A 21,537-nucleotide genomic window follows, 5' to 3' on the forward strand; every position below is an offset into this window, starting at 1 on the left:
CGGCCACGACGTCACCCGTCGTGGCCCCCCCCCATCGGCTCCGTCAACGCCCATCAGGACGCCGGGTTCCAACCGGACCACCTACAGAGGGAGGACCTCACGCGACGGCGAACTGCTCGTCGCGGTGCTCTCGTTCGTCATTCAAGAACGCCGTGGCCCACTGCGCCACGGCGTGCGGTGGCGGCGTCGGCTCCCCGCCCATGCGGGCGACCACGAACAGGTCTTCGCCATTCCGGGTCTCCACGGCGGCCGACCAGCCGTCCTCGTCGCTCCACAGCAGTGCCACGTCGCGATCCGGGAAGTCCTCCACCCAGCCGTCCACGGCGAGGTAGGCCTGTGCGGGCGTGCCCGCCTCGATGTAGGAGGACTCGCCGGTCATCCCGAGCGCCTCGGTCACGAGCCGGACGTATCGGCGCAGACCCAACCTCGCGGTGTCGTCGAAGTCCACGTCCATCACGCGCCACCTCGCGCCACATCCGAGCGGGTGCCGAACACCGGGTCCACCTTCGACCTCTCCCTTCGACTTCGGAAGGGTGCTGCCGGAGCACGTCGTGCCACCCCGGCAGCACCCGGTTGACCTCGATGAGCGCGTCGAACTCGCGCACCGGCGGGAACCTCTCCCCGGTGCTCGTGCGGACGCGACGGTCAGGCGTTGATCTGCTTGACGTTCCGGTCGCCCGCGGTGATGGAGATCTTGCGCGGCTTGGCCTTCTCCGAGATCGGGATGCGCAGGGTTAGGACACCTGCCTCGTAACCGGCCTGGATGTTCTCGGTGTCCAGGGTGTCGCCGAGGAACAACTGGCGGGAGAACACGCCCAGCGGCCGTTCGGACACCTGCGTCTCCACGGTGTCCGCCGACACCGCGGGACGCCGTTCGGCCTTCACCGTCAGGACGTTGCGCTCGACGTCCAACTCGATCGCGTCCGCCGCCACTCCCGGCAGGTCGAACGCCACCACGAACTCATCCCCCGCGCGGTACGCGTCCATCGGCATCGCCGTCGGCCGCGTCCACGTGCCCGACCCGGTGGACACCTGCTGCGCCAACCGGAACGGATCTGTGCGCATCAACATCCGGCACCTCCTCGTTGTTCTCTACTCCGTCAACGCGCACGACAGTTCTATCATGTCATCACAAGGACGACAACACCTGAGTCATCGATCGGATGACAGAGCCGTTCGGCTGGGGTCCACCGCGACATGGATGTCCGACCATCTGTCGACCTCGGTTGGACCGGATGTCCTCGGGTCCGCCACTACGTCGAGGAAGAGGAGCAGGAGTGGTTTCCGGAGGTCCGCAAGGCCCTGGGACGCAAACGCCTGCAAGAACTCGGCGCGCGCATGATCGCCGCGAAGGCCGACGCCCCGCGCGACCCGCTCGCCCTGCGCAGCGCCTCCGCGAAGTAGTGGAACGTCCCGCGCCGTCTCGTCCGGTCCGGACGAGACGGCGCGGAAGCGAAGTGCGATGGTGAGCCCGGTCCAGCGAGGGTGGCCACCGCGAACCTGGTGCTGTGTCCGCGACCCTCACCGACTGAGGGGACGGCGGGCGACGAACACGTACTCCGTGCTGCTCTCGGTGAACGGTTCGCCTGCGAACCCGCCGTACAACGCCTCCAGTTCGAGGCCTGCGACGTCGAGCAGTCCGAACCATTCGTTCTTCGTCGCCCACCACAGCGAGATCGTGGCGCCGTCGTCGCGGATGATGTCGGTCCTGTTGTCGCCCACCGAGTACCGGATCGTGTGCGGTTGCGGTTCGTCCTGGTGCACGCCATCGAGGCGTGCGGCGACGTGGTGGTCGAACGCGAACGCGTTCCAGGCGAACCGCCCACCCGGCCGCAACGAGGCGGCCACGCGTTCGAACGTGCGGCGACGATCGGCCCACGTGGCCAGGTGGAGGAGCGAGCGAGCCGGGCAGTAGATCAACCCCGCCGCTTCGTCGAGACGCAGGTCGCGCATGTCCGCCTCGCGCAGATCGAGTTCCACGCCCGCGCTGTCGGCGCGAGAACGGGCCTGCTTGAGCATGGCCGGGGACGAATCGAGGCCGATCACCCGCTGCCCGGCCGCACGCGCGACCGGGATCGCGACGCGCCCGTTCCCCACCGCCAACTCGACCACCGGCCCGACGACCTCACCCGCGAGACCGGTGTAGAACGCGATGTCCCCGGTCACGTGAGGCCACCATTCCTCGTAGGCGATCGAGAACGCCTCGTCCCAGCTCATGTGCCCGAGGTTGCCACGCCACGACCTGGCGCAGCCAGTCAATTCCACGCATCCGCTCGATGCCGACAAGCCAGTCCGGCGGCGCCACCCTCCACGACACGCAACCCGTGGCACGTGCGGGCGGTTGACCGGGAGGTGAAACCCGACCTGTTCGGTCTCGGCAAAGCAGGCAACTTCTTTCACCCGCGGGAAAGAAGTCTTGACCGGCGCGGTGGAGGGGAAGGAAGTACGGTCGTCGGAGTGGACGAGCGCCTGGAACAGGGCGGACGGGAACGGGAAGTCGATGCGGCAGGACACGGAGTCGTCGGCCGGGCTCGTGCGCGTGCAGGTGGCGGATGACCTCGTGGTCCTGACGCGGGACGGTCGGTGGGCCGCGGGTGAGGCGCACTACCTCTACCACGAGATCTTCACCCACGACGACTACCTCAAGGACCTCCCGCCTCTGCCACCGAACGCCGTCGTCGTGGACGCGGGCGCCAACATCGGCCTGTTCGCGCTGCGAATCGCTCGCGCCTGCCCGGAAGCGCGCCTCGTCGCGGTGGAACCCGTTCCCTCCACGTGTGCGCTGCTGCGCCTCAACCTCGCCGATGTCGCTGCCGCTGCCGCTGCCGAGCAGTTGCGCGTGCTGGAGGTCGCGCTCGGGGAGTCGTCCGGTCGAACGGTCCTCACGGCGTACACGCACCTGTCGGCGAACTCGACCGGGCGCCCGCGGGAGAAACCGGCTTCGTGGGTGGCGGCCATGCGCGGTGCCCAACCCGACCAGGCCACGGCCGACGAGATGCTGAGCACCAGCTCGGTGGAGGTCGACGTCGTTCGCCTGTCGCAGGTGCTGCCGCAGCACCCGACGCGGATCGATCTGGTCAAGGTGGACGTCGAGGGCGCGGAACTGGAGGTGCTGCGCGGCATCGACGATCAAGACTGGCCGCGGATCGCCGCGGTCGTGGTCGAGGTGCACGACGTCGACGGCCGTCTGGAGGAGGTCGAGCGCCTGCTCACCCGGCACGGGTTCTCGTGCACCCGGCGGGTGCCCGCCATGATGTCACCGGACCTGGAGCACTACATCGTGACCGCCAGGGCGAACGACGTCGATCACATCGGGACGACGACCGCCGGGTGAGGACGATCGTCTAACCGCCACAACGATTTCCTCCGGTGCCCGGCGAATGACCGTCACCGCCACGTGGAGAAGAACCCCTCCAGGGTCCGGCTGCGGTCGTCGCTCGCGTCGAGGTCGATCCGGTGGGTGCCGAAAGCCCGTCGCAGGACCTCGTCCCGCTCGAACCGGTGAGCCCACCGACGCGCGCGGCCGAGCGCGCGGGTGGACCACGCGACGGCCGACAACTCCCCCTCGTGGACCAGGTCGACCCGACCGACGTCGGTCTCGGTGATCAACCCCACCGCGCGGCGGACGGCGGAGACGGGCAGCGGCCCGTGCACGGTGAGGTGGACCCGTGCTCGACGCGCCTGGTCCACCGTCCACGGTTCCGCTCGCACCACCCCCGCGTAGGTCTCCAGCAGCCTCTTGTCGTCGACGGGGAGCCGGATACCGAGGTCCCGGTGGTCTTGGCGCAGCAGTGAGTGCACCGTGCGCACCACGCGGTGGAAAGGCCCCTCGGCGCGCACGGTGGCCAGCACGTCGAACACCACCCCTGGCAGAGGGGCACCGCGGGTCGCGGGTTCGGGTATCACGGCTGCCAGCCTCGCGCTTTGCCGGTCCAGGACGTCGGTGTCGTCCCCGCGCCCGCTCCAGTCCGGTCCGTCGTGCCACGCGACAGCCGTGGGCTCGTGCACGAGCACGGCACCCGCGTTCCACGCGCGGTAGGCGAAGTCCCAATCCTCTCCGCCGTAGCCCACGAACCGCTCGTCGAACCCGCCGAGGTCGAAGAACAGCGCTCTCCGGCAGGCCATCACCGCTCCGATCACGAAGCGGAAGCTGCGGCCGTCCGCGTGCAGGAGGTTTTCCGTTGCCGCGTAGGCATCTCGCAGCCACGGTGGCTCGTCGAGTGCGTCCACGTCCTGGGGCTGTTCGTCCTCGGCGAGTCGGGAGAACGACGTGTGCCTGCGGCGGCCCACCGCCAGCACGTCGGGGCAAAGACCGATGTGGTGCACAACGCGTTCCACGTAGTCGGCTACGGGCACGGTGTCGGCGTCCAGGAAGACCAGGACGTCACCGGTGCTGTGCCGTGCCGCCAGATTTCGGACGGCCGCGGCCCGGAACCCCTCATCGGGCTGGCTCACCACGAGGGTTTCGACATCCTGCACGACGAAGGTCGGGGTGACGGCCGACCCGTCGTCGGCCAGCACCACCTGGGTCGGTCGCAAGGTCTGACGTCGCAGGGCCGACGCCATGCGGCCGAGCAGGTGGTGCTGTTCGAAGTGGGTCACGACGACGGTCACCGCGGGTTCCTGCCGCGGGTACCCCGCCAACGAGTCCCATTCGTTGTGCGGTACCAGGATGTCGGTCAGCACGGTGGCTCCTCCGACCTCGCCAGCTCGGAGCGGTAGACGGCGACGTGCTCGGCACCCGTGTCCTGCCACCGCGGGCGACGCGGCAACCGCGTCGTCCCCGGATCCTCCAGTGCGCGGGAGATGTGCTCGACCAGTTCGCGTTTGTCGTTCCCCAGCAGCAGGTTGCCCGGATGGCGGTGGTCGATCTCCGTGCTGTACGGACCGGCCCAGGTGATCGGCCGTCGCAGGCAGGACAGCCAGGACAGCAGCGAACCGCTGGCGCTGACGTCGCGGTTGAGCACCAGGGGGACCCCTGCCGTTGCGGCCATCGAGGCGAACCGCGCGTCGGTCAGGTAGCCGGTGATCACCAGTGGCACCCGTCTGCGCTGGGCGTGCCGTCGCAGGCGGTCCTCCAGGTCGTGGTGCCCGGTGCTGGTGGTCCCCGCGGCGATCACCGCGGGGGCGCCGCCCGCGCGGTCGCGGCCCACGTCCGCGGCCAGGTCGATCGCGTCTTCGTGCCCCTTGCCGGGGTAGAGGTAGCCGAGCAGGACCAAGGACGAGGACGCGCCAGCGGGGCTCGCGGCCGGTGCCGGCTCCGGCGGCAGTGGCAGTGGCAGGTCGATGAGGTACGGGGTCTTGCCGGTGAGTTCGGCGATCTTGTGCGCTTCGTGCTCCGCGGAGACGACGACGGCGTCGCTGGCGTCCACGACGGCCGCGTAACCGGCGCAGCGCGCTCGGTCACGACGGCTGTGGCCGCGCGGATCGGGGACGTCGTGCACGGTGAGGACCAGCGGGCGACGGGCTCCTTCCGCCCACCTGCGGTACGCCTGAGCGGCTTCCTCGATCGTGGACCCGAACAGGGCGTCGGTGAAGTGGGCGTGCGTGAGGTCCGGGGCCTGGTCGGTGTCGAGCACCCCGTGCGGCGCGCAGAGGCGGGCGATTGCGCGCGCGTGGCGGACGACTCCGTGACCAACGGGCCCCGGAGCGTGGGTGTGGACCCTCATCGGGGGACGCGAGCGGTGGAGGTCACCGCGTGGTAGAGGGCGTTGTGGGCGCTGGTGATGGCGGACCGGTCGGCCCTTCGCCGGTCGGGGTCGGCGCGCCACCGCGGCCGCTGGGAAAACGCGCGGCGCAGTGCGGCGTCCAGGCTGTCGAGGTCCAGCGCGGTCTCCGTGCGGTGGTAGAGCAGGCAGGGAGCCTGCTGGTGGTAGAACCCGCAGTCCGGGGCCAGCACCGCCGTCCCCAGGTCGTAGCAGGCTTCCAGCCAGCCCGAGTGGGTGCCGAACCGGTGTGGGAGGACGGAGACGTCGAGCCCCTCCAGGTAGTCGTACAGCTCGGGGTCGGAGAACGGCGGCCCCACCGTGACCGCGATGCCGCGCCGGCCCAGCTCTGCCGCGGCGCGGCGTCCGCCCTCGTCGTCGTGGGCGTGAACGACCAGTCGCGCGTCGGGCAGCGTGGACGTCGTGCGCGCGAGCTGGTCGGCCACGGCGACGGCGTCGCAGTTGGCGCGCACGCTCTTCGCGTGCACCCCGACCACGAACGAGTCGCGTTCGCCACGCGTGGACGCCCGCCGCGCGCGCTCCGGGTCGACCACGTTCGGGTGCGGGATGACCGTCGCGACGCGCCCCCAGGTGGAGGCGATGTGCTCGGCCGCCCCAGGGGTCAGGGTGATGACGGCGTCGGCTGAGGGGATGAGCAGGTCGAGCGCCTCGCGGTGCGGCCGGGGATCGACCTGGTGGGGGTTGCGCAGGTCGTGCACGGTGAGGACCAGGGGTTTGTCGTACGCGTGCAGGGTCTCCACCACCGAACGCAGGTCCCGTGTGGAGAGGTGCTCGTAACCGAAGTGCAGGTGCAGCAGGTCGAACCGCGCGTGGTGGGTGCGCAGCCACCCGAGTTCCAGTGACCGGTGCGGCCACCAGCGCCCGGCGGGCGCTCCCGGCACCGGCGGGTCGGGCAGGACGTGGAAACCCGGTGCGGCGCCCACGTCCGAGATGTTGCGGATGTAGGGGTGCCCTGCCGGCACGGAGGCGACTCTCAGCGGCCGTTGCACAGGCTGCGGTTAGCCCTTGTCCCCCTTGGCCAAACGCGTCGACGCGACACCTCTTCGAGTGAAAACGCCCGAGGTGCGCCGTGTTTCCCCCGTCCCTGCGCGGGTATCTCCGGCACACGGGGCGGAAAGTCCGGTCTCGAAGTCGTCGCAACGGATCGAGGCGCGCGAAGATCTCGCAGGCTCCACCTTGGACGTTCGGGGGCCTGCTTCGTGCCCGCACGCCAAGGATTCTCGCGTTCTACGCCGACATCCCGTCGTTCGTCCACATCGGCTTCCGGCCGGATCGACGAGCGCGTCCGGTAGAAGGAGCACACGCGGTGGCACCAACAGCACCCGCCGTCACGTCAGGTGGGTTTCACCCAGTACCGCACGAGGACGGTCGCGCGGGACCCGTGACGGGTTCGCGCGGGCTGCCGGGGGCTGACCTCGCCTGCCCTCCGCTGTCCATCGGCCTGATCGCGTCGGCGCGCTACCCCATCCGCGAGCCCTTCGCAGGCGGGTTGGAGGCGCACACGTGGCAACTGGCCACCGGGTTGAGGGCGCGAGGGCATGAGGTGACGGTCTTCGGGGGCACCGGTTCGGACCCGTCGCTGCGGGTGGAGGCCATGCCGGTCCTCCCGACCCTGTCGGCGCAAGCCCGGCGCGACGTCAGCATGCCGCCCGACTACTTCATCGCCGAGCACCACGCCTACCTGGGGTTGATGATGGACCTCAGCACCTCCGCGGTGTGCGACGTGGTGCACAACAACTCGCTGCACTACCTGCCGGTCGCCATGGCGTCGACGCTTCGCACGCCGGTGCTGACCACTCTGCACACACCGCCCACCCCGTGGTTGGAGTCCGCGATCAGGTTGTGCTCCCCCGAGCACGCCTCCTTCGCCGCCGTCAGCGCCCACACCGCCCGGCAGTGGTCGCCCCTGGTGCCCTCGATCACCGTGGTGCGCAACGGGGTCGAACTCGACCGGTGGCTGCCGGGCCGCGGTGGAGGAACACCGGTCTGGTTCGGGCGCCTGGTACCCGAGAAGGGCGCGGAACTGGCCATCAAGGCCGCTCGCGCGGCCGGAACGGGACTGCGGCTGGCCGGTCCCAGACCGGACGCCGAGTACTTCCGGCACGAGATCGAGCCGCTGCTGGGTGGTGATGTCGAGTACGAGGGGCACCTGACCCACCACGACCTGGTGCGACTGGTCGGATCCGCCGCCGTCGCCGTGGTGTCGCCGCGCTGGGAGGAACCGTACGGGCTGGTGGTGGCCGAAGCGCTCGCCTGCGGGACCCCGGTCGCCGGTTTCGCCAGAGGTGCCCTGCCCGAGGTGCTCGACGAGCACAGCGGCGTCCTGGCGGCTCCCGACGACGTGGCCGGACTCGCCAGGGCCATCACCCGAGCGGCCACGTTGAGCCGCGCCGCGGCACGACACCGCGCCGAGACCACGTGCTCGGTGGACCGCATGGTGGACGCCTACGTGCGGATGTACCGGGAGTCGCGGTCGTGATCGCCTACTACGTGCACCACCACGGGTCCGGGCACGTCCACCGGGCCACGTCCATCGCCCACCACTTGGGTGAGGACGTCATCGGCATCTCCAGCCTCGACGCACCCGCCCGCTGGCCGGGTCGGTGGACGACGCTGCCCGGTGACGCCCACGGCGTCGACGCGGCGCACGACGACGTCAGCGCGGGCGCCACGCTGCACTGGGCACCCAGGCACCACGCGGGACTGCGTGAACGGATGGCACTGGTGAGCGCGGACCTGCGCGGCGGTGCGGTCCGCCTGCTGGTCGCGGACGTGTCGGTCGAGATCGCCCTGCTGGCCCGGCTGCACGGCGTGCCGGTGGTGGTCGTCGCGCAGCCCGGACGGCGGACCGACCGGGCGCACCGCACGGCCTACGACCTGGCCGACGCGCTCATCGCGCCGTGGCCGCGACAGCCCGCCCCGGACTGGCCGGAGGCGTGGCTGGCCAAGACCGAGCACGTCGGGGCGTTCTCGCGCTTCGACGGCCGTCCCGCCGCACCGGCCACCGCCCAGCGGAACGTCCTGGTGCTGTGGGGGGCGGGCGGCCTGACGGTGTCCGAAACCCAGCTCCACGCTGCGGCGGCGGCCACCCCGCACTGGCGCTGGGACATCGCCGGTCCGCCCGTCTCCGGGACGGCCTCCGACCCTCCCCCGCCCAACCTGCGCCACCACGGCTGGGTGGACGACCCGTGGCCGCTGCTGGGCGAAGCCGGTGTCGTGATCACCCACGCCGGGCAGAACGCGCTGGCCGAGGTGGCGGCGGCCCGCAGGCCCGCGGTCGTCATCCCCCAGCCCCGGCCCTTCGACGAGCAGCACGCCACCGCCGCGGCACTGGTCCGCGCGGGCCTGGGTGTGGTGGTCCCGACCTGGCCCGAACCGCACCGGTGGTCGGCCGTGCTGACCACCGCCCAGGCGCGCGGCGGCGACTGGTCACCGTGGTCGCGCGGTGACGGCGCCGCGCGTACCGCAGCGGTGCTGCGCGATCTGGCTCAGCGCCGATGACGGGGCCCGCGCGACGGCCCCGCACCGCCGTCATCACCATCGCCGCCGGGCGTGAGGCCCATCTTCAACGACAGCGCGAAGCCCTCGACGCCGACGAGGTCGACCTGCACGTCGTCGTCGGCATGACCGGCTCTCCACGGTTGGGTCCTGTTGACTCCGCTCCCGAGGTGACGCCGATCTCCGTGCCGTCGGGGCACCGGGGGCTTCCCCTGGCGGCGGCTCGCAACGCCGGCGCACGAGCCGCGATCGAGCACGGCGCCGAACTCCTGGTCTTCCTGGACGTCGACTGCATACCCGGCCCGCGGTCGCTGTCCCGCTACACCGCCGCTGCCCTCGAAGTCCCGCGGGCGACCCTGCTGTGCGGCCCCGTGGCGTACCTGCCGCCTCCGCCGCGCCAGGGATATCCCCCACCCGCGGAACTGGCGTGCCTGGCCGAACCGCACCCTGGAAGACCCGCTCCCGAAGCGGGCCGAATCCTGTTGGACGACAAGCGGTTCGACCTGTTCTGGTCGCTGTCGTTCGCGACGTCCAGCGACGACTGGGACCGCTTCGGCGGTTTCTGCGAGCAGTTCGCGGGCTACGGCGCTGAGGACACCGACTTCGCGCTCCGCGCGGCGGAACGCGGGGCCCGGCTGGCCTGGATCGGCGGAGCCGTCGCGTACCACCAGCACCACCCTCCCAGCAGGCACGAGGAGCGCCACGTCCGGGAGTTGGTGGTCAACGCCCGGCTCTTCCACCGACGCCACGGCTTCTGGCCGATGGAGGACTGGCTGACCGACCTGGACCAGGCCGAGGTCGTCCGGTTCGACCGTGCGCGCGACGTGCTCCGACTGCTGCCGAATTTCGGGGCGAAGCTCCGAGCTCACAGGCTGCGGTAGCGCGTCCGGGCGTTCGACTCCGGGGTGGTCACGCGAGGCGGACGCGGATCGGACCCCGCCACGGCCCGTCCACGTCGAGCACCTCGCCGCGCTGGGTGATCTCGACGGCACCGCGGCGTGCGAGATCCCTGGCGATCTCACGGGTTCGGTCCATCAGGTCCCTCCACTCCGCACCACCGACCGCGCGTGCCGCGTCGGACGGGCACGTGGTGCCGGGAGACCGGTGTTCGGCCAGGGCCAGCAGGGCGGCTTCGAGCCGTTCCTCGACAGACGCGTCGGACAGCGCCACCTTCGCCGACGCCGATCCGATCGACGTCAGCTCGGCGCGCAACCGCCCGTCGGACATCGCCCGAGCCTAGCCGGGTGAGCGCTCCACGTCGCAGCGGCGACGTGGACAAGACAGAAACAGCGGTCACCCGTTGACCCGATCGGTTCGCGCGGTGAACAGTTCCTCCCTGACCGCCCCGGTTCCGGAGGAACGATGCGACGAAACCTGTGCTTGGTCCTGTCCACCATCCTGGCCGCGGTCAGCCTGGTGCTGCTGCCGAACACGGCGAGCGCCGCGGCGGGCGGCGAGCTGGCCTACGTCGCGATCGGCAGTTCCTTCGCCGCCGGTCCCGGAATCCCCTCGCCCCAGCCCTCGTCACCGGGCGGGTGCTCGCGGTCGACGAACAACTACGCCAGCGTGCTGGCCCATGACCTCGGCGCCGGGCTGGTCGACGCGAGTTGCAGTGGCGCCACGACGGCCAACGTGCTCACGACGTCGCAAGCCGGTCAGCCGCCGCAGGCGGACCTGGTCACCGCGGCCACCAAGCTGGTGACCGTCACGATCGGCGGCAACGACGTCAACTACCTGGGCAGCCTGGGCGCGTACTCCTGCCAGGACAGCGGGAGTTCCGGGTGCGGCACGGTGGACACCGCCGCGATCGACCGGGCTTTCGGTGAGCTGCCAGGACGTTTGCGCGCCGTCGTCGACCGCGTTCGGGCAAGGGCACCGCAGGCCACCGTCCTGCTGGTCGAGTACTTCACCCTCCTCCCCGATTCCGGTGCCTGCGCAGGGGTTCCGCTCACCAGCGCGCACCTGGACTACGAGCGCGGCATCGCCGCCCGGCTGGCCGCCGCCACGAGCGACGCCGCGACGGCGACCGGGGCGCGGTTGGTCGGCCTGGCGTCCGCCAGCCACGGCCACGACGCCTGCGCGGCCGACCCGTGGGTCGAGAAGTACGCCGTGGCTTCGGGGAAGTCCAGCTACCACCCCAACGCCAACGGCATGCGGGCGGCCGCTCACCTGATCGAACGCGAACTCGACGCACTCGCGATCACCGCGACCGGCCCCATCCGCTCCGCGTTCCCCGGAAAGTGCCTGGTGGCACCGAAGGCCGTCGAAGGCACCGCGATCGAACTGACCGGCTGCGCCGACTCGGCCAACCAGCAGTGGACGAAGGTGAAAGCCGCGCCGGAGGGCACCCTGCGCGCGCTCGGTGGTTGCCTGGACGTGAAAGGCGGTGGCACGGCCAACCACACGGCGGTGCAGTGGTGGTCCTGCAACGGAACCGGCGCGCAGCGGTGGGTCCCCGACGCGCGCGGAGGACTCGTGAACCCCCAGTCGGGTCGGTGCCTCGACCTGCCGGAGGGCGCGAGTGCGAACGGAACCCGCTTGCAGATCTTCGACTGCAACGGCACGGCCGCGCAGCGGTGGACCACGGCGGGATGACCTGGCGTTCCCTCGCTCACACCCCCGATGAACCGGCGGCGTTGACGGTCGACTTCACCACCAGATCGCCCAGGCCAGGAGGACCGCCCCCACGCACAGGACCGGCAGCAAAACCAGTGCCCACAACGGAAAGCGGGAGGTCTTGGGCGACGGGGCCACGACAGCCGGGCTGAGGAACTCGGTGGGCGCCGACGACGCGCGTGACGGGGGCGCGGTTCCGTCGTCCACGACGTCGGCCACGATGACCGTCACGTTGTCCGGTCCTCCCCCGTCCAGCGCGAGTCCGATCAACGTGTCGGCGCACGTCTCCACGTCGTTCCCACGCATGGCCGCCGCGATGGCGTCGAACTCGACCACATCGGACAACCCGTCGGAGCACAGCAGGAACCGGTCGCCCGCGCGGGCCAACCGGACGTGCATCGTCGGCTTGATGGTCGACTCGCCCGTCAACACCTGCAACACGATCGACCGGCGCGGGTGGGTCTTGGCCTGCTCCGGCGTGATGTGGCCCGCGTCCACCAGGAACTGCACGAAGCTGTCGTCCTTGGTGACCTGGGTCAGTTCCCCGCCGCGCAGCAGGTACGTCCGCGAGTCGCCGATGTTCAGCGACGCCACCCACTCGCCACCGAACAGCAGCGCCGTCAACGTCGTACCCATGGACCCCAGCGCGGGATTCGCCGCCGTCAGCTCGGTGATGGCGGCGTTGCCCGACTCGACGGCGGTCCGCAACCGCTCCACCGGGTCGCCGCGCAACGCGTGGTCGTCGAGGGACGCCAACGCGCCGATGACGACCTTGCTCGCCACCTCACCCGCCGCGTGACCACCCATGCCGTCCGCGACCGCCACCAGCCTGGCACCCGCGTAGAGCGAGTCCTCGTTGTTCTGGCGCACCAGACCGGGGTCGCTGCGCGCGGCGTAGTTGAGCACGAGAGCCATCCCAACAGCCTAACCAAGTGGTGGGGCTGCTAGGCGCGGGCCCACTTCTGGTTCGTGCCGCCGGTGCAGGGCCAGATGACGAACTCGGTGCCGTTGGCGGTGCCGTGTCCGGTCACGTCCAGGCACTTGCCCGAGCCGACGTTGACGACCGCGCCGTCGGACCGGACCCTCCACTGCTGCCCGGCCGATCCGGTGCAGTCGGTGATCTGGACCGGAGTGCCGTCCGCGACGGCGCCACCCGCGGCTTCCAGGCACTTGGTGTCGAACACCTTGAGCTGGTTGGTGGTGGTCGACGTCCACGCCTGGTTGACGCCGTTGTTGCAGTCCCACAGCGCGGGCCTGGTGCCGTTGGTCTGGTTGGCCGCCGGGACGTCGGCGCACTTGCCGGACTCCTGGCCCCTGAGGATGCTAGACGCGTCGGCGCGGGCCCATTTCTGGTTCGCGCCGCCGTTGCACCCCCAGATGACCAGTGCGGAGCCGGTGGTCGTACCGTGCCCGGTCACGTCCAGGCACTTGCCCGAGCCGGTGTTGACGACCGCGCCGTCGGCGTTGACGCTCCACTGCTGACGGCCGCCCGTGAGGCAGTCCTCGATGCGGACCGGGGTTCCGTCGGTGGAGCCGCCCGCGTCGAGGCACTTGGTGCCGTAGACGGTGAGCTGCTTGGCCGGGGTCGCCGTCCACACCTGGTTGGCGCCGCCGTTGCAGTCCCACAGCGCGACAGCGGTGCCGTTGGTCTGGCTCTGGCCGGGCACGTCGACGCACAACCCGGACTCCTCGCCCTTGAGGATCCCGGCGAAGTCACCGGCCGCGTTGGGCGTGACGGTGAGGTTGTCGAACTGGTTCGTCTGGTAGCCGACGACGCCGAACCCGACCTGCCCAGCGGTGAAGGAGGTGTCGGTGACCGCGCCGAGCGGCGCGCCGTCCAGGGTCGCGGTGATCCGGTTGCCGGAGAAGCCGAGCGTGGCGGTGTGCCAGGTGTTCAGGCCCAGCGCCGGTCGCGTGCCGGAGGTCAGGGTCGTGAGGACGCCGCCGCTGCTGTTCCTGGCGATCGACCAAGCCCCGGTGTCACCGATCCGCAACTGGTAAGCGGCTTGCTTGCTCTGCGGCCGGTTCTGCGTGTTCGCCCGCCCGAGCAGCGTCACCGTGCCCGCCCGCTGCATGGCGACGTCGACGCTGACGGTGTAGTCGCTCCACGTCGGGTCGCCGACGAGTCCGTAGGCGTCGCTGTCGTCCTGCCAGTTGATCGGCTTGACCGGCGCGACCTGCTGGAGGCACTGCCCACCGCGACCCGCGGCGCAGGGGCGGGCCTCGTAGGCGCCCTGCATGGTGGAGAAGTACTTCGCCATGTCACGGGTGGCGTAGCTGTCGAACGTGTCGGAGTACGGCAGGGGCAGCGCCCTGGTCGCGGGGCTGGTCGCGGAGCCCTTGCCCTGGCCGGTCGTGGTGGTGACGGTGTAGACGCGGTTCGGTTGCAGGGTCAGCGAGTACGTCCCGCCGCTCGGTGTGACGTCGGCCTGCTTCACGAAGTGGTCGGCGGTGTTGGACGATCCGAGGTCGGTCGACCAGACGTGCACGGTGCCGGTCTTCAGCCCTCCCGCGACGGAGACGGTCACGGTCTGGGCGGCGGTGGTGCCGGTGGTCTCGTAGACCGTCGAGTAGTCGGTCCCGTTGGTGGACTTGAGGGAGATGTAGCTGCCGTTCGCGCGGTTGCCGCCGAGGTAGCCGCTCGCCGAGCCGGTGAGGAACTTCCAGCCGGGCTGGGTGAACTGGGCGACCTGGGCGTTGGCCCACAGGTTCTTCCCGAGCTGGTAGGAACCCGACCACGGGGAGCCCGCGACGGCCAGCGCCACCGTGGCGTAGGGCAGGTTGGGGTAGAGCGCGGCGACCAGCGGCCAGTTCAGGAAACCGGTCATCTGCCCGTCGAGGTAGCCGCGGGTGATGCTGCGGATGTAGGGAACCGATCCCGAGTTGTAGTCCTGTGATCCGAACTCGCTGGCCCACAGCGGTTTCCCGGTCGCCACGGCGTTCGCCGAGGACGCGCACGAGGTCGCGTCGGACAGGTAACCGCACGGGTAGTGCGAACCGACCACGCCGACCGCGTTGTTGAACGCGCCGTCGGAGAGCATGTCGTCGGCCGTGTCCCACCCGGTGTCGTCCCCCACGATCTGCACCGAGGCGTACCCGCGGGCGTTCAGCGCCGACCGCAGGTTCTTGTACCAGGTCTTGTCGCGGCCGCGTTCGTTCCAGCCGCCGAGGTAGCTGATGGTCAGACCGTGCCCCTTGGCGCAGTCGAGCCAGGAGATGTCGTAGTCGATCATGTCCTGGGTCCAGAAGTTCCCGTTGCCGATCCACCCCGGCGCGGCCCACGGCAGGGCGACGAGTTTGATGCCGGGGTTGCGGGCGACGGCTTCCTTACCGAGCCAGAACTCGTAGCCGACAGCGCAGTTGATCTCGCCGCGGACGTGCTGGTGACTGGGTTCCGCGCCGTCGGTGGAGTTCGCGTCGCCACCGATCTCCAGTTTCAGCAACTGCACCGCGGCGCCGTGGTTCGGCTTGAACAGGTAGTCGAGGATCTGCGCGCGCTGCTCGGGCGGGTAGTCGATCAGCAGCCTGGAGTTGCCGCCACCACCGCTGATCGCGCCGACACCGTCGAAGGTGCGGCCGGTGCTCGCGCCGTTGACGGCGACCGTCGTGGTGACGGCGTCGGCCGTGGGCGCCGAGCGCACGCCGGACACCACCGCGACGGCCAACGACAGCACGGCGAGGACGAGAAATCCCCGCCTGGGGCCAGGCTGGAGCATGGGTGGTTCTCCTTCGACGTTGACGGAGAGGTCGCCGTGGGACGGTGCGCGAGATCCACTCTGCTCTCACCTTCGAGCGGTTTCTCCCGCGCTGTCAACGGATTCGCGCAACCTTGTCCACGTTGTCAGGACCGTCACTCAATTGGACTAGACCAGCCACTTCTCTCTGCTGGCGCGGTGATCACTATCCGAGGTCGCGTCGGAGCAGGTCCTCCTCGGTCTCCCCGCGCACGAGGACGGTCGCGGCGCCGTCGTGCACGCCGATCAGGGGCGGTCGGCACACCTGGTTGTAGTTGGACGCCAGCGAGTGGTGGTAGGCGCCGGTGCAGGGAACGGCCAGCAGGTCGCCCGCCCGCACGTCGGCGGGTAGCAGGACGTTCGTCGCGAGGACGTCTCCCGCCTCGCAGTGCCTGCCGACCACGGTGACCAGGACACGGCGGGCGGGTGAGGGCCGGCCGATCAGCCGGACCGAGTAGCGCGCGCCGTACAGCGACGGGCGGGGGTTGTCGCTCATGCCGCCGTCGACCGCGACGAACGTCGTCGCACCGCGCTTGACGGTGACGACCCGGTAGACGGTGACGCCCGCGGTGGCGACGATCGACCGGCCGGGCTCGATGATCAGTTTGGGCACCGGGACCCCGTGCGCCTGGCACTCGTAGTGCACGGCCACCCGCAGCCGGTGGGCGTATCCGACCAGGTCGAATCCGTCGTCCTCGGGCAGGTAGGGCACGGCGAAGCCGCCGCCCAGGTCGAGTTCGCCGATGGTGATGCCGTGGTCGCGGCGCAGTCGGGCGATCAGGCCGACCATGCGGCGTGCGGCGAGTTCGAAGCTCGCGACGCGGCGGACCTGGGAGCCGATGTGGCAGTGCAGGCCGGACAGTTCCAGGTTCGGGTGGGTCAGGACTCGGCGGACGGCGTCCTCGGCCGCGCCGGAGGCGAGGGAGAACCCGAACTTCTGGTCGTCGGTCCCGGTCGTGATCGCCTGGTGGGTGTGACCGTCGACGCCCGGTGTCACCCGGATCATCACCCGCTGCCGGGTTTGGGCCAGTGCGGCGAGTTGGTCGATCTCGTCGAGGGAGTCCACGACGATCCGCACGTTCCCGTAGGCCACGGCGGCCTTGAGGTCGTCGGGGGTCTTCGCGTTGCCGTGCACCAGGATCCGGTCGGCGGGGAAGCCGACCGAGCGGGCGACGGCGAGTTCACCGGCGGAGCAGACGTCGAGGGACAAGCCCTCCTCGGCGACCCAGCGGAGCACCGCCCGGCAGCTCAGCGCCTTGCCCGCGTAGGCGACCTCGGCCTCCGGCAACACCTCGCGGTAGGCCCGGCACCGGGCGCGCACGGTGGCCTCGTCCAGGACGTTGATCGGCGTACCGGAGGTGGCGGCCAACGACGCGAGGTGCACTCCCGCGACACGGACGTCGTCGTCCTGGGTGGTGCTGTCGGGCCAGAGGTGCGCGGGCACCTTGTCGGCCAGGGAGACGGCCAGCGTCGGGAGTAGGTCTGCGAGCGTCACGGTGTCCTCCGGTTGTGCGTCCGACACCACCTCAACGGCCACCGCGGCACCGCTTCGCGGTCGTGGACGAACCCTTGATACCGCGACGCGCGATCCTGACGCCTTCCTGACACCGCCGTGGCGGCGGTCACGCGGACGGACGGCCGCAGTTGCGGGTGCTCTCGATCCCAGAGGTCATACTACTTGAATAACTCCATGAGTTTCTCAGGTAGCATCTCACGCATGAGCGACATCTCCATGACACGCGTACGACTGACCACTGCCGGAGGACCCGACGTGCTCCGAGTCGAGACCCACCCGGTTCCCACGCCCGCACCAGGCACGGTGCTCATCCGCACCGAGGCAGCAGGGGTCGCGTTCAACGACGTCACGACCAGGCAGGGCCTCAACCCCGGTCGACTGCCGGAGGTGCTGGGGTTCGACGTCGTGGGCCGTGTTGTCGAGGTCGGACCGGGAGTGGAGGGGTTTTCCGAGGGGCAGCGGGTCGGCGCTCTCGTGGGCACGGGTGGTTACGCGACGCACGTGGTCGCGCCGGTCGACCGCGTCGCGCCGCTCCCGGAAGGGCCTGACGCCGCCGTTCTCGACGCGCTGATGCTCAACTACCTCACGGCCAGGCAGATGTTCCACCACGTCGCGAAGCCCCGCGCGGGCCAGGCGGTGCTCGTCCTCGGGGCGGCGGGCGGCGTGGGGTCGGCGCTCTCCCAGATCGCGCGCGCGGCCGGTGTCGCGGTCTACGGCACGTCCAGCCGCGCGCGCCGCGACCGCGTGGAGTCCCACGGGGCGACGTGGGTCGCCGACGCGTCCGCCGTGCCGACACCCGTCGCGGCGACCTTCGACGCCGTGGGCGGACCTTCCCTGGCCACGTCCCGGCGTGCGACCGCCGAGGACGGCGTGGTCGTCTCCTACGGGTTCAGCTTCGCGTCCGGGGCCGGGCACTCGCGGAGCGGTGCGCTCGTCCGCACCGCCGCCGCCATCGCACGCGCCAAGCTCACACCCGGCCCCCGTCTCGTGCTGCACACCGTGGAGAGCGCGGTCGCGAAGGACGTGGCGGGGTTCCGCGCGGACGTGGCGGCGCTGACCGGCCAGCTCGCCGCGGGTGAGATCGCACCCGAGGTCACGACGCTGCCGCTCGCCGAGGCGTCGGAAGCGCACCGCCGCCTCGAAAACCGCGAGGTCGCGGGCAAACTCGTCCTGATCCCCTGACCGGCTCGACTCACTCCTCCAGGGAGAGGACCTGGCCGGGGCACACGAGTACGGCTTCACGGGCCTTGTCGACCAGTTCGCCCTCCGGCGCCTCGTTCAGCACGATGATCGTGCCGTCGTCCTCGTCCTGGTCGAACAGCGCGGGCTCGGTCAGCACGCACTGTCCGGCACCGACGCACTTGCCGGTGTCCGCGATGATCTTCATGGCCCTCTCCTCCCGGGATGGCGGTCGGTCCTCTACCAGGTCACCGGGAGCCGGTAGAGGCCGTAGATGTTCGCGTCGTCCTTGAACGGCAGGTCGTCGACGTCCACCGCCAGTTCCAGGGTGGGGACGCGGCGGAACAGGGTGTCGAACACGATCTGGAGCTCCATCCGGGCCAGGTTCTGGCCGAGGCACTGGTGTGGCCCGAACCCGAACGCGACGTGGTGGCGAGCACTGCGCTCGACGTCCAGCTCGTCGGGGTTCTCGAACGCCCTCGGATCCCGGTTGGCCGCATGACCGAGCGTCAGCACTCCTTCGCCCGCGCGGATCAACTGGCCGCCGACCTCGATGTCCTCGACGCACAGCCGGGCCGACGCCACGTCGATGATCGTGAAGTACCGCAGCATCTCCTCGACCGCGTTGAGCGTGTTGCCGGGGTCGGCCTTGATCAGCGCGAGCTGCTCCGGGTTGCGTAGGAACGCCACGGTCGACAGCGAGATCATGTTCGCCGTCGTCTCGTGGCCCGCCACGAGCAGCAGCAAACCCATGCCTACCAGCGCCGACCGCCGGTAGGTGCCCTCCGCGCGCAGCTTGACGATCTGCCGCCCGAGCAGGTCGTCCGGCGGGTTCTGCTCCTTCTCCGCGATGAGGTCGGCCATGTACCCCTGGATGGCCCCCATCGCCGCCATCCGCTCCTCGGGCGGCGTCGACTGCCTGAACGTCTTCACCGTGAGGTCCTGGAAGAACTCGTGGTCGGCGTAGGGCACACCCAGCATCTCGCAGATCACCAATGACGGGACCGGCAGCGACAGCGCGTTCACCAGGTCAGCGGGCCGCGGGCCTGCCAGCAGCGCGTCGATCCGCTCATCGACGATCTCCTGGATCCGCGGCCGCAGCGCCTCCAACCGGCGCACCGTGAACTCGCCGAGCACGGCCCTGCGCGCCGGCCCGTGCTCGGGCGCGTCCATCGCGATCAGCAGGCGTTCCTCGTCCGGCCGCCGGGACGCCGCCTCCCCCTTGACCAGCGCCGGGAAGTCCGGGTGCTGCCGGTCGGCGCTGAACCGCCGGTCGTTCAACACGGTTCGCACGTCTTCGTGACGGCTGACCACCCAGGCCCATCCGTCGGGCAGGCGAACCCGTGAGACCGGCTCCTCTTCGCGGATCTGCTCGTACGCCGACGGTGGCGCGAACGGGCACGTGCGGGCCATGGGGAACTCGTGCTTCTCGGTGGTGGTCATGACTTTCCTTCCACGACGTCACGGACAGCGAGAACGGCAACGGGGCCGATTCAGACTTGGCCTTTCCCCTCACGGGCGAAGTGCGGTTCCGCCGCTTCCAAGCGCGGTACCGAGATGCCTCGTGGGGTACGATCTGGAGGTCATCTCCACTTCCAAAATATGGAGATCGTCTCCACTTGTCAACCCGAGGAAGCGCATGACCGCCGACAAGCCGCTGCGGGCCGACGCCCAGCGCAAGCGTGAAGCCCTGCTCGCCAAGGCACGGGAACTGTTCGACGCCGGGGACTTCTTCGACCTGCGCTTCGACGACTTCGCCCGCCTGGCAGGCGTGGGCACCGGCACGCTGTACCGCCACTTCCCCACCAGGGAGGCACTGGCCGAGGCGGTCTACCACGGGGAAGTCGCCGCGCTCTGCGACCGCGCCCGCCAACTACAGGCCACGCTGCCCGCGGCGGAAGCCCTGGCGACCTTCCTCCGCGGCATGGTCGACCACATCCACGCCCACGAGGGCCTGGCCCGGACGTTCGCCACGCTCATGACCCACCGCTCAGGCGCCCTCACCGAAGGCAGCCAGGCACTGGAGCAGGCCGTCACCGACCTCGTGGCCATCGCCGTGAAGGACGGAGCCATCCGCGACGACGTGGACGCCGGCGCCATCATGATGGCGCTGCACGGCATCGCCGCGGCCCACAACCGCCCCAACTGGCGGACCGAGGCCGACGGTGTCATCACCCTCGTGGCGAACGGGCTGCGCCGCCCGCTCTGACGAGGCTGGCGTACCCGTCGAGATGGTGGCGGCGGGCGACGATCAGAAGCTCCACCTCGATGGCGTCACCCCGACCTTGCCGACCCAGCGGCCACTCCCTGGACTGCCCCAGCAGCAGCGACAGGATGACGCGCTGCGAAATTCCGGTGTCGGGTGCAGGTATTCGCCGATGTCGGGCCGGACATGCCTCCACCTAGACTTGCAGTCTGACTGCAAGGTAGACTTACAGTCTTACTTCAGCTTGAGAAGGGACAGGCTCATGGTTGACGAACAGCGCCAGATCGAGGTCGCCATGCTGGTGTGCCCGGACTACGCGCCGGTCGACGTCATCGGGGCGCACGCGGTGATGGCAAGCATGCCTGGGGTGAACGTTCACCTCGTCTGGAAGAACTTGGACGAATTCCTGGGTTACGGCGGATTTCCGGGTCGCGCGACCACCACGTTTTCCGACTGTCCAGCCGACTTGGACGTCCTGCTGGTGGGGGCGACGCCGACGGAACTTCTGGACGACTCGGAGACACTCGCGTTCCTTGCCGACCGGGGTGCCCGTGCCGGCTGGGTCGCCGGGGTGTGCGAGGGCAGCCTGGTGCTCGGCGCGGCCGGATTGCTCCGCGGGTACCGAGCCACCACCAACTTCCACTTCTACGACCAGTTGGATTGGTTCGGCGCGAAGACGGTCGAGACGCCCAACGTGGTGGAAGACCGGAATCGGATCACCGCAGGCCCGGCCACCGGGTGCATCGAGATCGCTTTGCGGCTGGTCCAGGTCTTCTTCGGTGACGAAGTGGCTCGCCAGACGGAGCTCAACGCCGAGTACGCGCCGCAACCGCTGTTTGGCGTGGGTACGCCCGCGTTGGCCGGGCCGGAACTCACCCGACGCACGCTGGCCGGGTCGCACGAGTGGACACAGGCGGTCGCGGCGGGCGCGCGGCGGGCCGCCGACAGGCTGGAGGCTTCCGCCGTTGGGTGATGCTTGGCCCAGAACCGCGCCAAGATCGAGTCTCTGACAGTTCAGCGAGGTTGCGGACCGGCCTGATCCGCCCTGTCGAGTGGGTACCG

At 70.3% G+C, this 21,537-nt stretch carries 21 protein-coding genes; 9 read left to right on the forward strand and 12 right to left on the reverse strand.

Going from position 1 to position 21,537, the window contains the following annotated elements; genetic code table 11:
• Positions 1 to 97: 97 nt before the first annotated feature.
• Together NZH93_RS12320 and NZH93_RS12325 are read right to left on the reverse strand one after the other, a co-directional pair.
• A complete protein-coding gene (locus NZH93_RS12320) occupies positions 98 to 454 on the reverse strand; it encodes a DUF6292 family protein (protein ID WP_259623158.1) in 357 nt (118 codons plus the stop codon).
• 191 nt (positions 455 to 645) lie between these two features.
• Complete coding sequence (locus NZH93_RS12325; RefSeq protein WP_259623159.1) at positions 646 to 1,071, reverse strand: Hsp20/alpha crystallin family protein; 426 nt, start codon at positions 1,069 to 1,071, stop codon at positions 646 to 648.
• Between the two features lie 126 nt (positions 1,072 to 1,197).
• On the opposite strand from NZH93_RS12325, the gene NZH93_RS12330 reads away from it, so the two are divergent.
• Positions 1,198 to 1,404: a hypothetical protein gene (locus tag NZH93_RS12330; RefSeq protein ID WP_259623160.1), complete on the forward strand. Its 207-nt coding sequence runs from the start codon at positions 1,198 to 1,200 to the stop codon at positions 1,402 to 1,404.
• A 117-nt stretch (positions 1,405 to 1,521) separates the two neighbouring features.
• Here NZH93_RS12330 and NZH93_RS12335 read toward each other — a convergent pair whose 3' ends face one another.
• The gene (locus NZH93_RS12335; RefSeq protein ID WP_259623161.1) at positions 1,522 to 2,217 is read right to left on the reverse strand and encodes a class I SAM-dependent methyltransferase; all 696 of its coding nucleotides are present in this window, start codon (positions 2,215 to 2,217) and stop codon (positions 1,522 to 1,524) included.
• A gap of 199 nt (positions 2,218 to 2,416) precedes the next feature.
• Between NZH93_RS12335 and NZH93_RS12340 the strand changes: the two genes are divergently transcribed.
• Positions 2,417 to 3,334, forward strand: a complete 918-nt coding sequence (locus tag NZH93_RS12340) for an FkbM family methyltransferase (RefSeq protein WP_259623162.1) — start codon at positions 2,417 to 2,419, stop codon at positions 3,332 to 3,334.
• 53 nt (positions 3,335 to 3,387) lie between these two features.
• Here the strand turns inward: NZH93_RS12340 and NZH93_RS12345 are convergent, their stop codons facing one another.
• The 3 genes from NZH93_RS12345 to NZH93_RS12355 are packed head-to-tail and all read right to left on the reverse strand — an operon-like array spanning position 3,388 to position 6,688.
• The gene (locus NZH93_RS12345) at positions 3,388 to 4,686 is read right to left on the reverse strand and encodes a glycosyltransferase (RefSeq protein ID WP_259623163.1); all 1,299 of its coding nucleotides are present in this window, start codon (positions 4,684 to 4,686) and stop codon (positions 3,388 to 3,390) included.
• Positions 4,680 to 5,669: a hypothetical protein gene (locus NZH93_RS12350; RefSeq protein WP_259623164.1), complete on the reverse strand. Its 990-nt coding sequence runs from the start codon at positions 5,667 to 5,669 to the stop codon at positions 4,680 to 4,682. Before NZH93_RS12350 ends, NZH93_RS12345 begins: the two co-directional genes overlap by 7 nt.
• Positions 5,666 to 6,688 (reverse strand): glycosyltransferase family protein, encoded by a 1,023-nt coding sequence (locus NZH93_RS12355; RefSeq protein ID WP_259623165.1) that lies wholly within the window; start codon positions 6,686 to 6,688, stop codon positions 5,666 to 5,668. Before NZH93_RS12355 ends, NZH93_RS12350 begins: the two co-directional genes overlap by 4 nt.
• Positions 6,689 to 7,107: 419 nt before the next feature.
• On the opposite strand from NZH93_RS12355, the gene NZH93_RS12360 reads away from it, so the two are divergent.
• Genes NZH93_RS12360 through NZH93_RS12370 form a run of 3 tightly spaced genes read left to right on the forward strand, consistent with a single transcriptional unit; the run spans position 7,108 to position 10,105 of the window.
• A complete protein-coding gene (locus tag NZH93_RS12360; RefSeq protein ID WP_259623166.1) occupies positions 7,108 to 8,205 on the forward strand; it encodes a glycosyltransferase family 4 protein in 1,098 nt (365 codons plus the stop codon).
• A complete protein-coding gene (locus NZH93_RS12365) occupies positions 8,202 to 9,227 on the forward strand; it encodes a glycosyltransferase (RefSeq protein WP_259623167.1) in 1,026 nt (341 codons plus the stop codon). Before NZH93_RS12360 ends, NZH93_RS12365 begins: the two co-directional genes overlap by 4 nt.
• Entirely contained in the window at positions 9,224 to 10,105 is an 882-nt protein-coding gene (locus NZH93_RS12370; RefSeq protein WP_259623168.1) for a galactosyltransferase-related protein, read from the forward strand. Before NZH93_RS12365 ends, NZH93_RS12370 begins: the two co-directional genes overlap by 4 nt.
• 28 nt (positions 10,106 to 10,133) lie before the next feature.
• Here NZH93_RS12370 and NZH93_RS12375 read toward each other — a convergent pair whose 3' ends face one another.
• Positions 10,134 to 10,451 carry a DUF3253 domain-containing protein gene (locus NZH93_RS12375; RefSeq protein ID WP_259623169.1) on the reverse strand — a complete coding sequence of 106 codons (318 nt, stop codon included), beginning with the start codon at positions 10,449 to 10,451 and terminating at the stop codon, positions 10,134 to 10,136.
• 135 nt (positions 10,452 to 10,586) lie between these two features.
• Here NZH93_RS12375 and NZH93_RS12380 point away from each other — a divergent pair, with 135 nt between their 5' ends.
• On the forward strand, positions 10,587 to 11,819 hold the full coding sequence (locus NZH93_RS12380) for a GDSL-type esterase/lipase family protein (protein ID WP_259623170.1): 1,233 nt from the start codon (positions 10,587 to 10,589) through the stop codon (positions 11,817 to 11,819).
• Between the two features lie 54 nt (positions 11,820 to 11,873).
• On the opposite strand, the gene NZH93_RS12385 is transcribed toward NZH93_RS12380, so the two are convergent.
• From NZH93_RS12385 to lysA, 3 genes are all read right to left on the reverse strand, one after another.
• A complete protein-coding gene (locus tag NZH93_RS12385) occupies positions 11,874 to 12,755 on the reverse strand; it encodes a PP2C family protein-serine/threonine phosphatase (RefSeq protein ID WP_372506617.1) in 882 nt (293 codons plus the stop codon).
• A 29-nt stretch (positions 12,756 to 12,784) separates the two neighbouring features.
• Positions 12,785 to 15,556, reverse strand: a complete 2,772-nt coding sequence (locus tag NZH93_RS12390; RefSeq protein WP_259623171.1) for a ricin-type beta-trefoil lectin domain protein — start codon at positions 15,554 to 15,556, stop codon at positions 12,785 to 12,787.
• 184 nt (positions 15,557 to 15,740) lie between these two features.
• A complete protein-coding gene (gene lysA, locus NZH93_RS12395) occupies positions 15,741 to 17,069 on the reverse strand; it encodes a diaminopimelate decarboxylase (protein ID WP_259623172.1) in 1,329 nt (442 codons plus the stop codon).
• A 222-nt stretch (positions 17,070 to 17,291) separates the two neighbouring features.
• Between lysA and NZH93_RS12400 the strand changes: the two genes are divergently transcribed.
• On the forward strand, positions 17,292 to 18,272 hold the full coding sequence (locus tag NZH93_RS12400) for an alcohol dehydrogenase catalytic domain-containing protein (protein WP_259623173.1): 981 nt from the start codon (positions 17,292 to 17,294) through the stop codon (positions 18,270 to 18,272).
• 10 nt (positions 18,273 to 18,282) lie between these two features.
• Here the strand turns inward: NZH93_RS12400 and NZH93_RS12405 are convergent, their stop codons facing one another.
• Both NZH93_RS12405 and NZH93_RS12410 read right to left on the reverse strand, forming a co-directional pair.
• Positions 18,283 to 18,477 (reverse strand): ferredoxin, encoded by a 195-nt coding sequence (locus NZH93_RS12405; protein WP_259623174.1) that lies wholly within the window; start codon positions 18,475 to 18,477, stop codon positions 18,283 to 18,285.
• Positions 18,478 to 18,509: 32 nt separating this feature from the next.
• Positions 18,510 to 19,712, reverse strand: coding sequence for a cytochrome P450 (locus tag NZH93_RS12410; RefSeq protein WP_259623175.1), 1,203 nt, complete (start codon positions 19,710 to 19,712; stop codon positions 18,510 to 18,512).
• Positions 19,713 to 19,908: 196 nt separating this feature from the next.
• Here NZH93_RS12410 and NZH93_RS12415 point away from each other — a divergent pair, with 196 nt between their 5' ends.
• Together NZH93_RS12415 and NZH93_RS12420 are read left to right on the forward strand one after the other, a co-directional pair.
• Positions 19,909 to 20,478, forward strand: coding sequence for a TetR/AcrR family transcriptional regulator (locus NZH93_RS12415; RefSeq protein WP_259623176.1), 570 nt, complete (start codon positions 19,909 to 19,911; stop codon positions 20,476 to 20,478).
• A 259-nt stretch (positions 20,479 to 20,737) separates the two neighbouring features.
• The gene (locus NZH93_RS12420; RefSeq protein ID WP_259623177.1) at positions 20,738 to 21,448 is read left to right on the forward strand and encodes a DJ-1/PfpI family protein; all 711 of its coding nucleotides are present in this window, start codon (positions 20,738 to 20,740) and stop codon (positions 21,446 to 21,448) included.
• Positions 21,449 to 21,537 lie beyond the last annotated feature (89 nt).

It is taken from the genome of Umezawaea endophytica, from assembly GCF_025061645.1.
Taxonomy (GTDB): domain Bacteria; phylum Actinomycetota; class Actinomycetes; order Mycobacteriales; family Pseudonocardiaceae; genus Umezawaea; species Umezawaea endophytica.

What these genes read in the sequence shown, in the direction of transcription:
- NZH93_RS12320 (WP_259623158.1), bottom strand. Translation starts at nt 454, where the DNA reads ATGGACGTGGACTTCGACGACACCGCGAGGTTGGGTCTGCGCCGATAC.
- NZH93_RS12390 (WP_259623171.1), bottom strand. Translation starts at nt 15,556, where the DNA reads ATGCTCCAGCCTGGCCCCAGGCGGGGATTTCTCGTCCTCGCCGTGCTG.
- NZH93_RS12420 (WP_259623177.1), top strand. Translation starts at nt 20,738, where the DNA reads ATGGTTGACGAACAGCGCCAGATCGAGGTCGCCATGCTGGTGTGCCCG.
- NZH93_RS12335 (WP_259623161.1), bottom strand. Translation starts at nt 2,217, where the DNA reads ATGAGCTGGGACGAGGCGTTCTCGATCGCCTACGAGGAATGGTGGCCT.
- NZH93_RS12325 (WP_259623159.1), bottom strand. Translation starts at nt 1,071, where the DNA reads ATGTTGATGCGCACAGATCCGTTCCGGTTGGCGCAGCAGGTGTCCACC.
- NZH93_RS12385 (WP_372506617.1), bottom strand. Translation starts at nt 12,755, where the DNA reads ATGGCTCTCGTGCTCAACTACGCCGCGCGCAGCGACCCCGGTCTGGTG.
- NZH93_RS12400 (WP_259623173.1), top strand. Translation starts at nt 17,292, where the DNA reads ATGAGCGACATCTCCATGACACGCGTACGACTGACCACTGCCGGAGGA.
- NZH93_RS12375 (WP_259623169.1), bottom strand. Translation starts at nt 10,451, where the DNA reads ATGTCCGACGGGCGGTTGCGCGCCGAGCTGACGTCGATCGGATCGGCG.
- NZH93_RS12415 (WP_259623176.1), top strand. Translation starts at nt 19,909, where the DNA reads ATGACCGCCGACAAGCCGCTGCGGGCCGACGCCCAGCGCAAGCGTGAA.
- NZH93_RS12350 (WP_259623164.1), bottom strand. Translation starts at nt 5,669, where the DNA reads ATGAGGGTCCACACCCACGCTCCGGGGCCCGTTGGTCACGGAGTCGTC.
- NZH93_RS12370 (WP_259623168.1), top strand. Translation starts at nt 9,224, where the DNA reads ATGACGGGGCCCGCGCGACGGCCCCGCACCGCCGTCATCACCATCGCC.
- NZH93_RS12330 (WP_259623160.1), top strand. Translation starts at nt 1,198, where the DNA reads ATGGATGTCCGACCATCTGTCGACCTCGGTTGGACCGGATGTCCTCGG.
- NZH93_RS12405 (WP_259623174.1), bottom strand. Translation starts at nt 18,477, where the DNA reads ATGAAGATCATCGCGGACACCGGCAAGTGCGTCGGTGCCGGACAGTGC.
- NZH93_RS12410 (WP_259623175.1), bottom strand. Translation starts at nt 19,712, where the DNA reads ATGACCACCACCGAGAAGCACGAGTTCCCCATGGCCCGCACGTGCCCG.
- NZH93_RS12380 (WP_259623170.1), top strand. Translation starts at nt 10,587, where the DNA reads ATGCGACGAAACCTGTGCTTGGTCCTGTCCACCATCCTGGCCGCGGTC.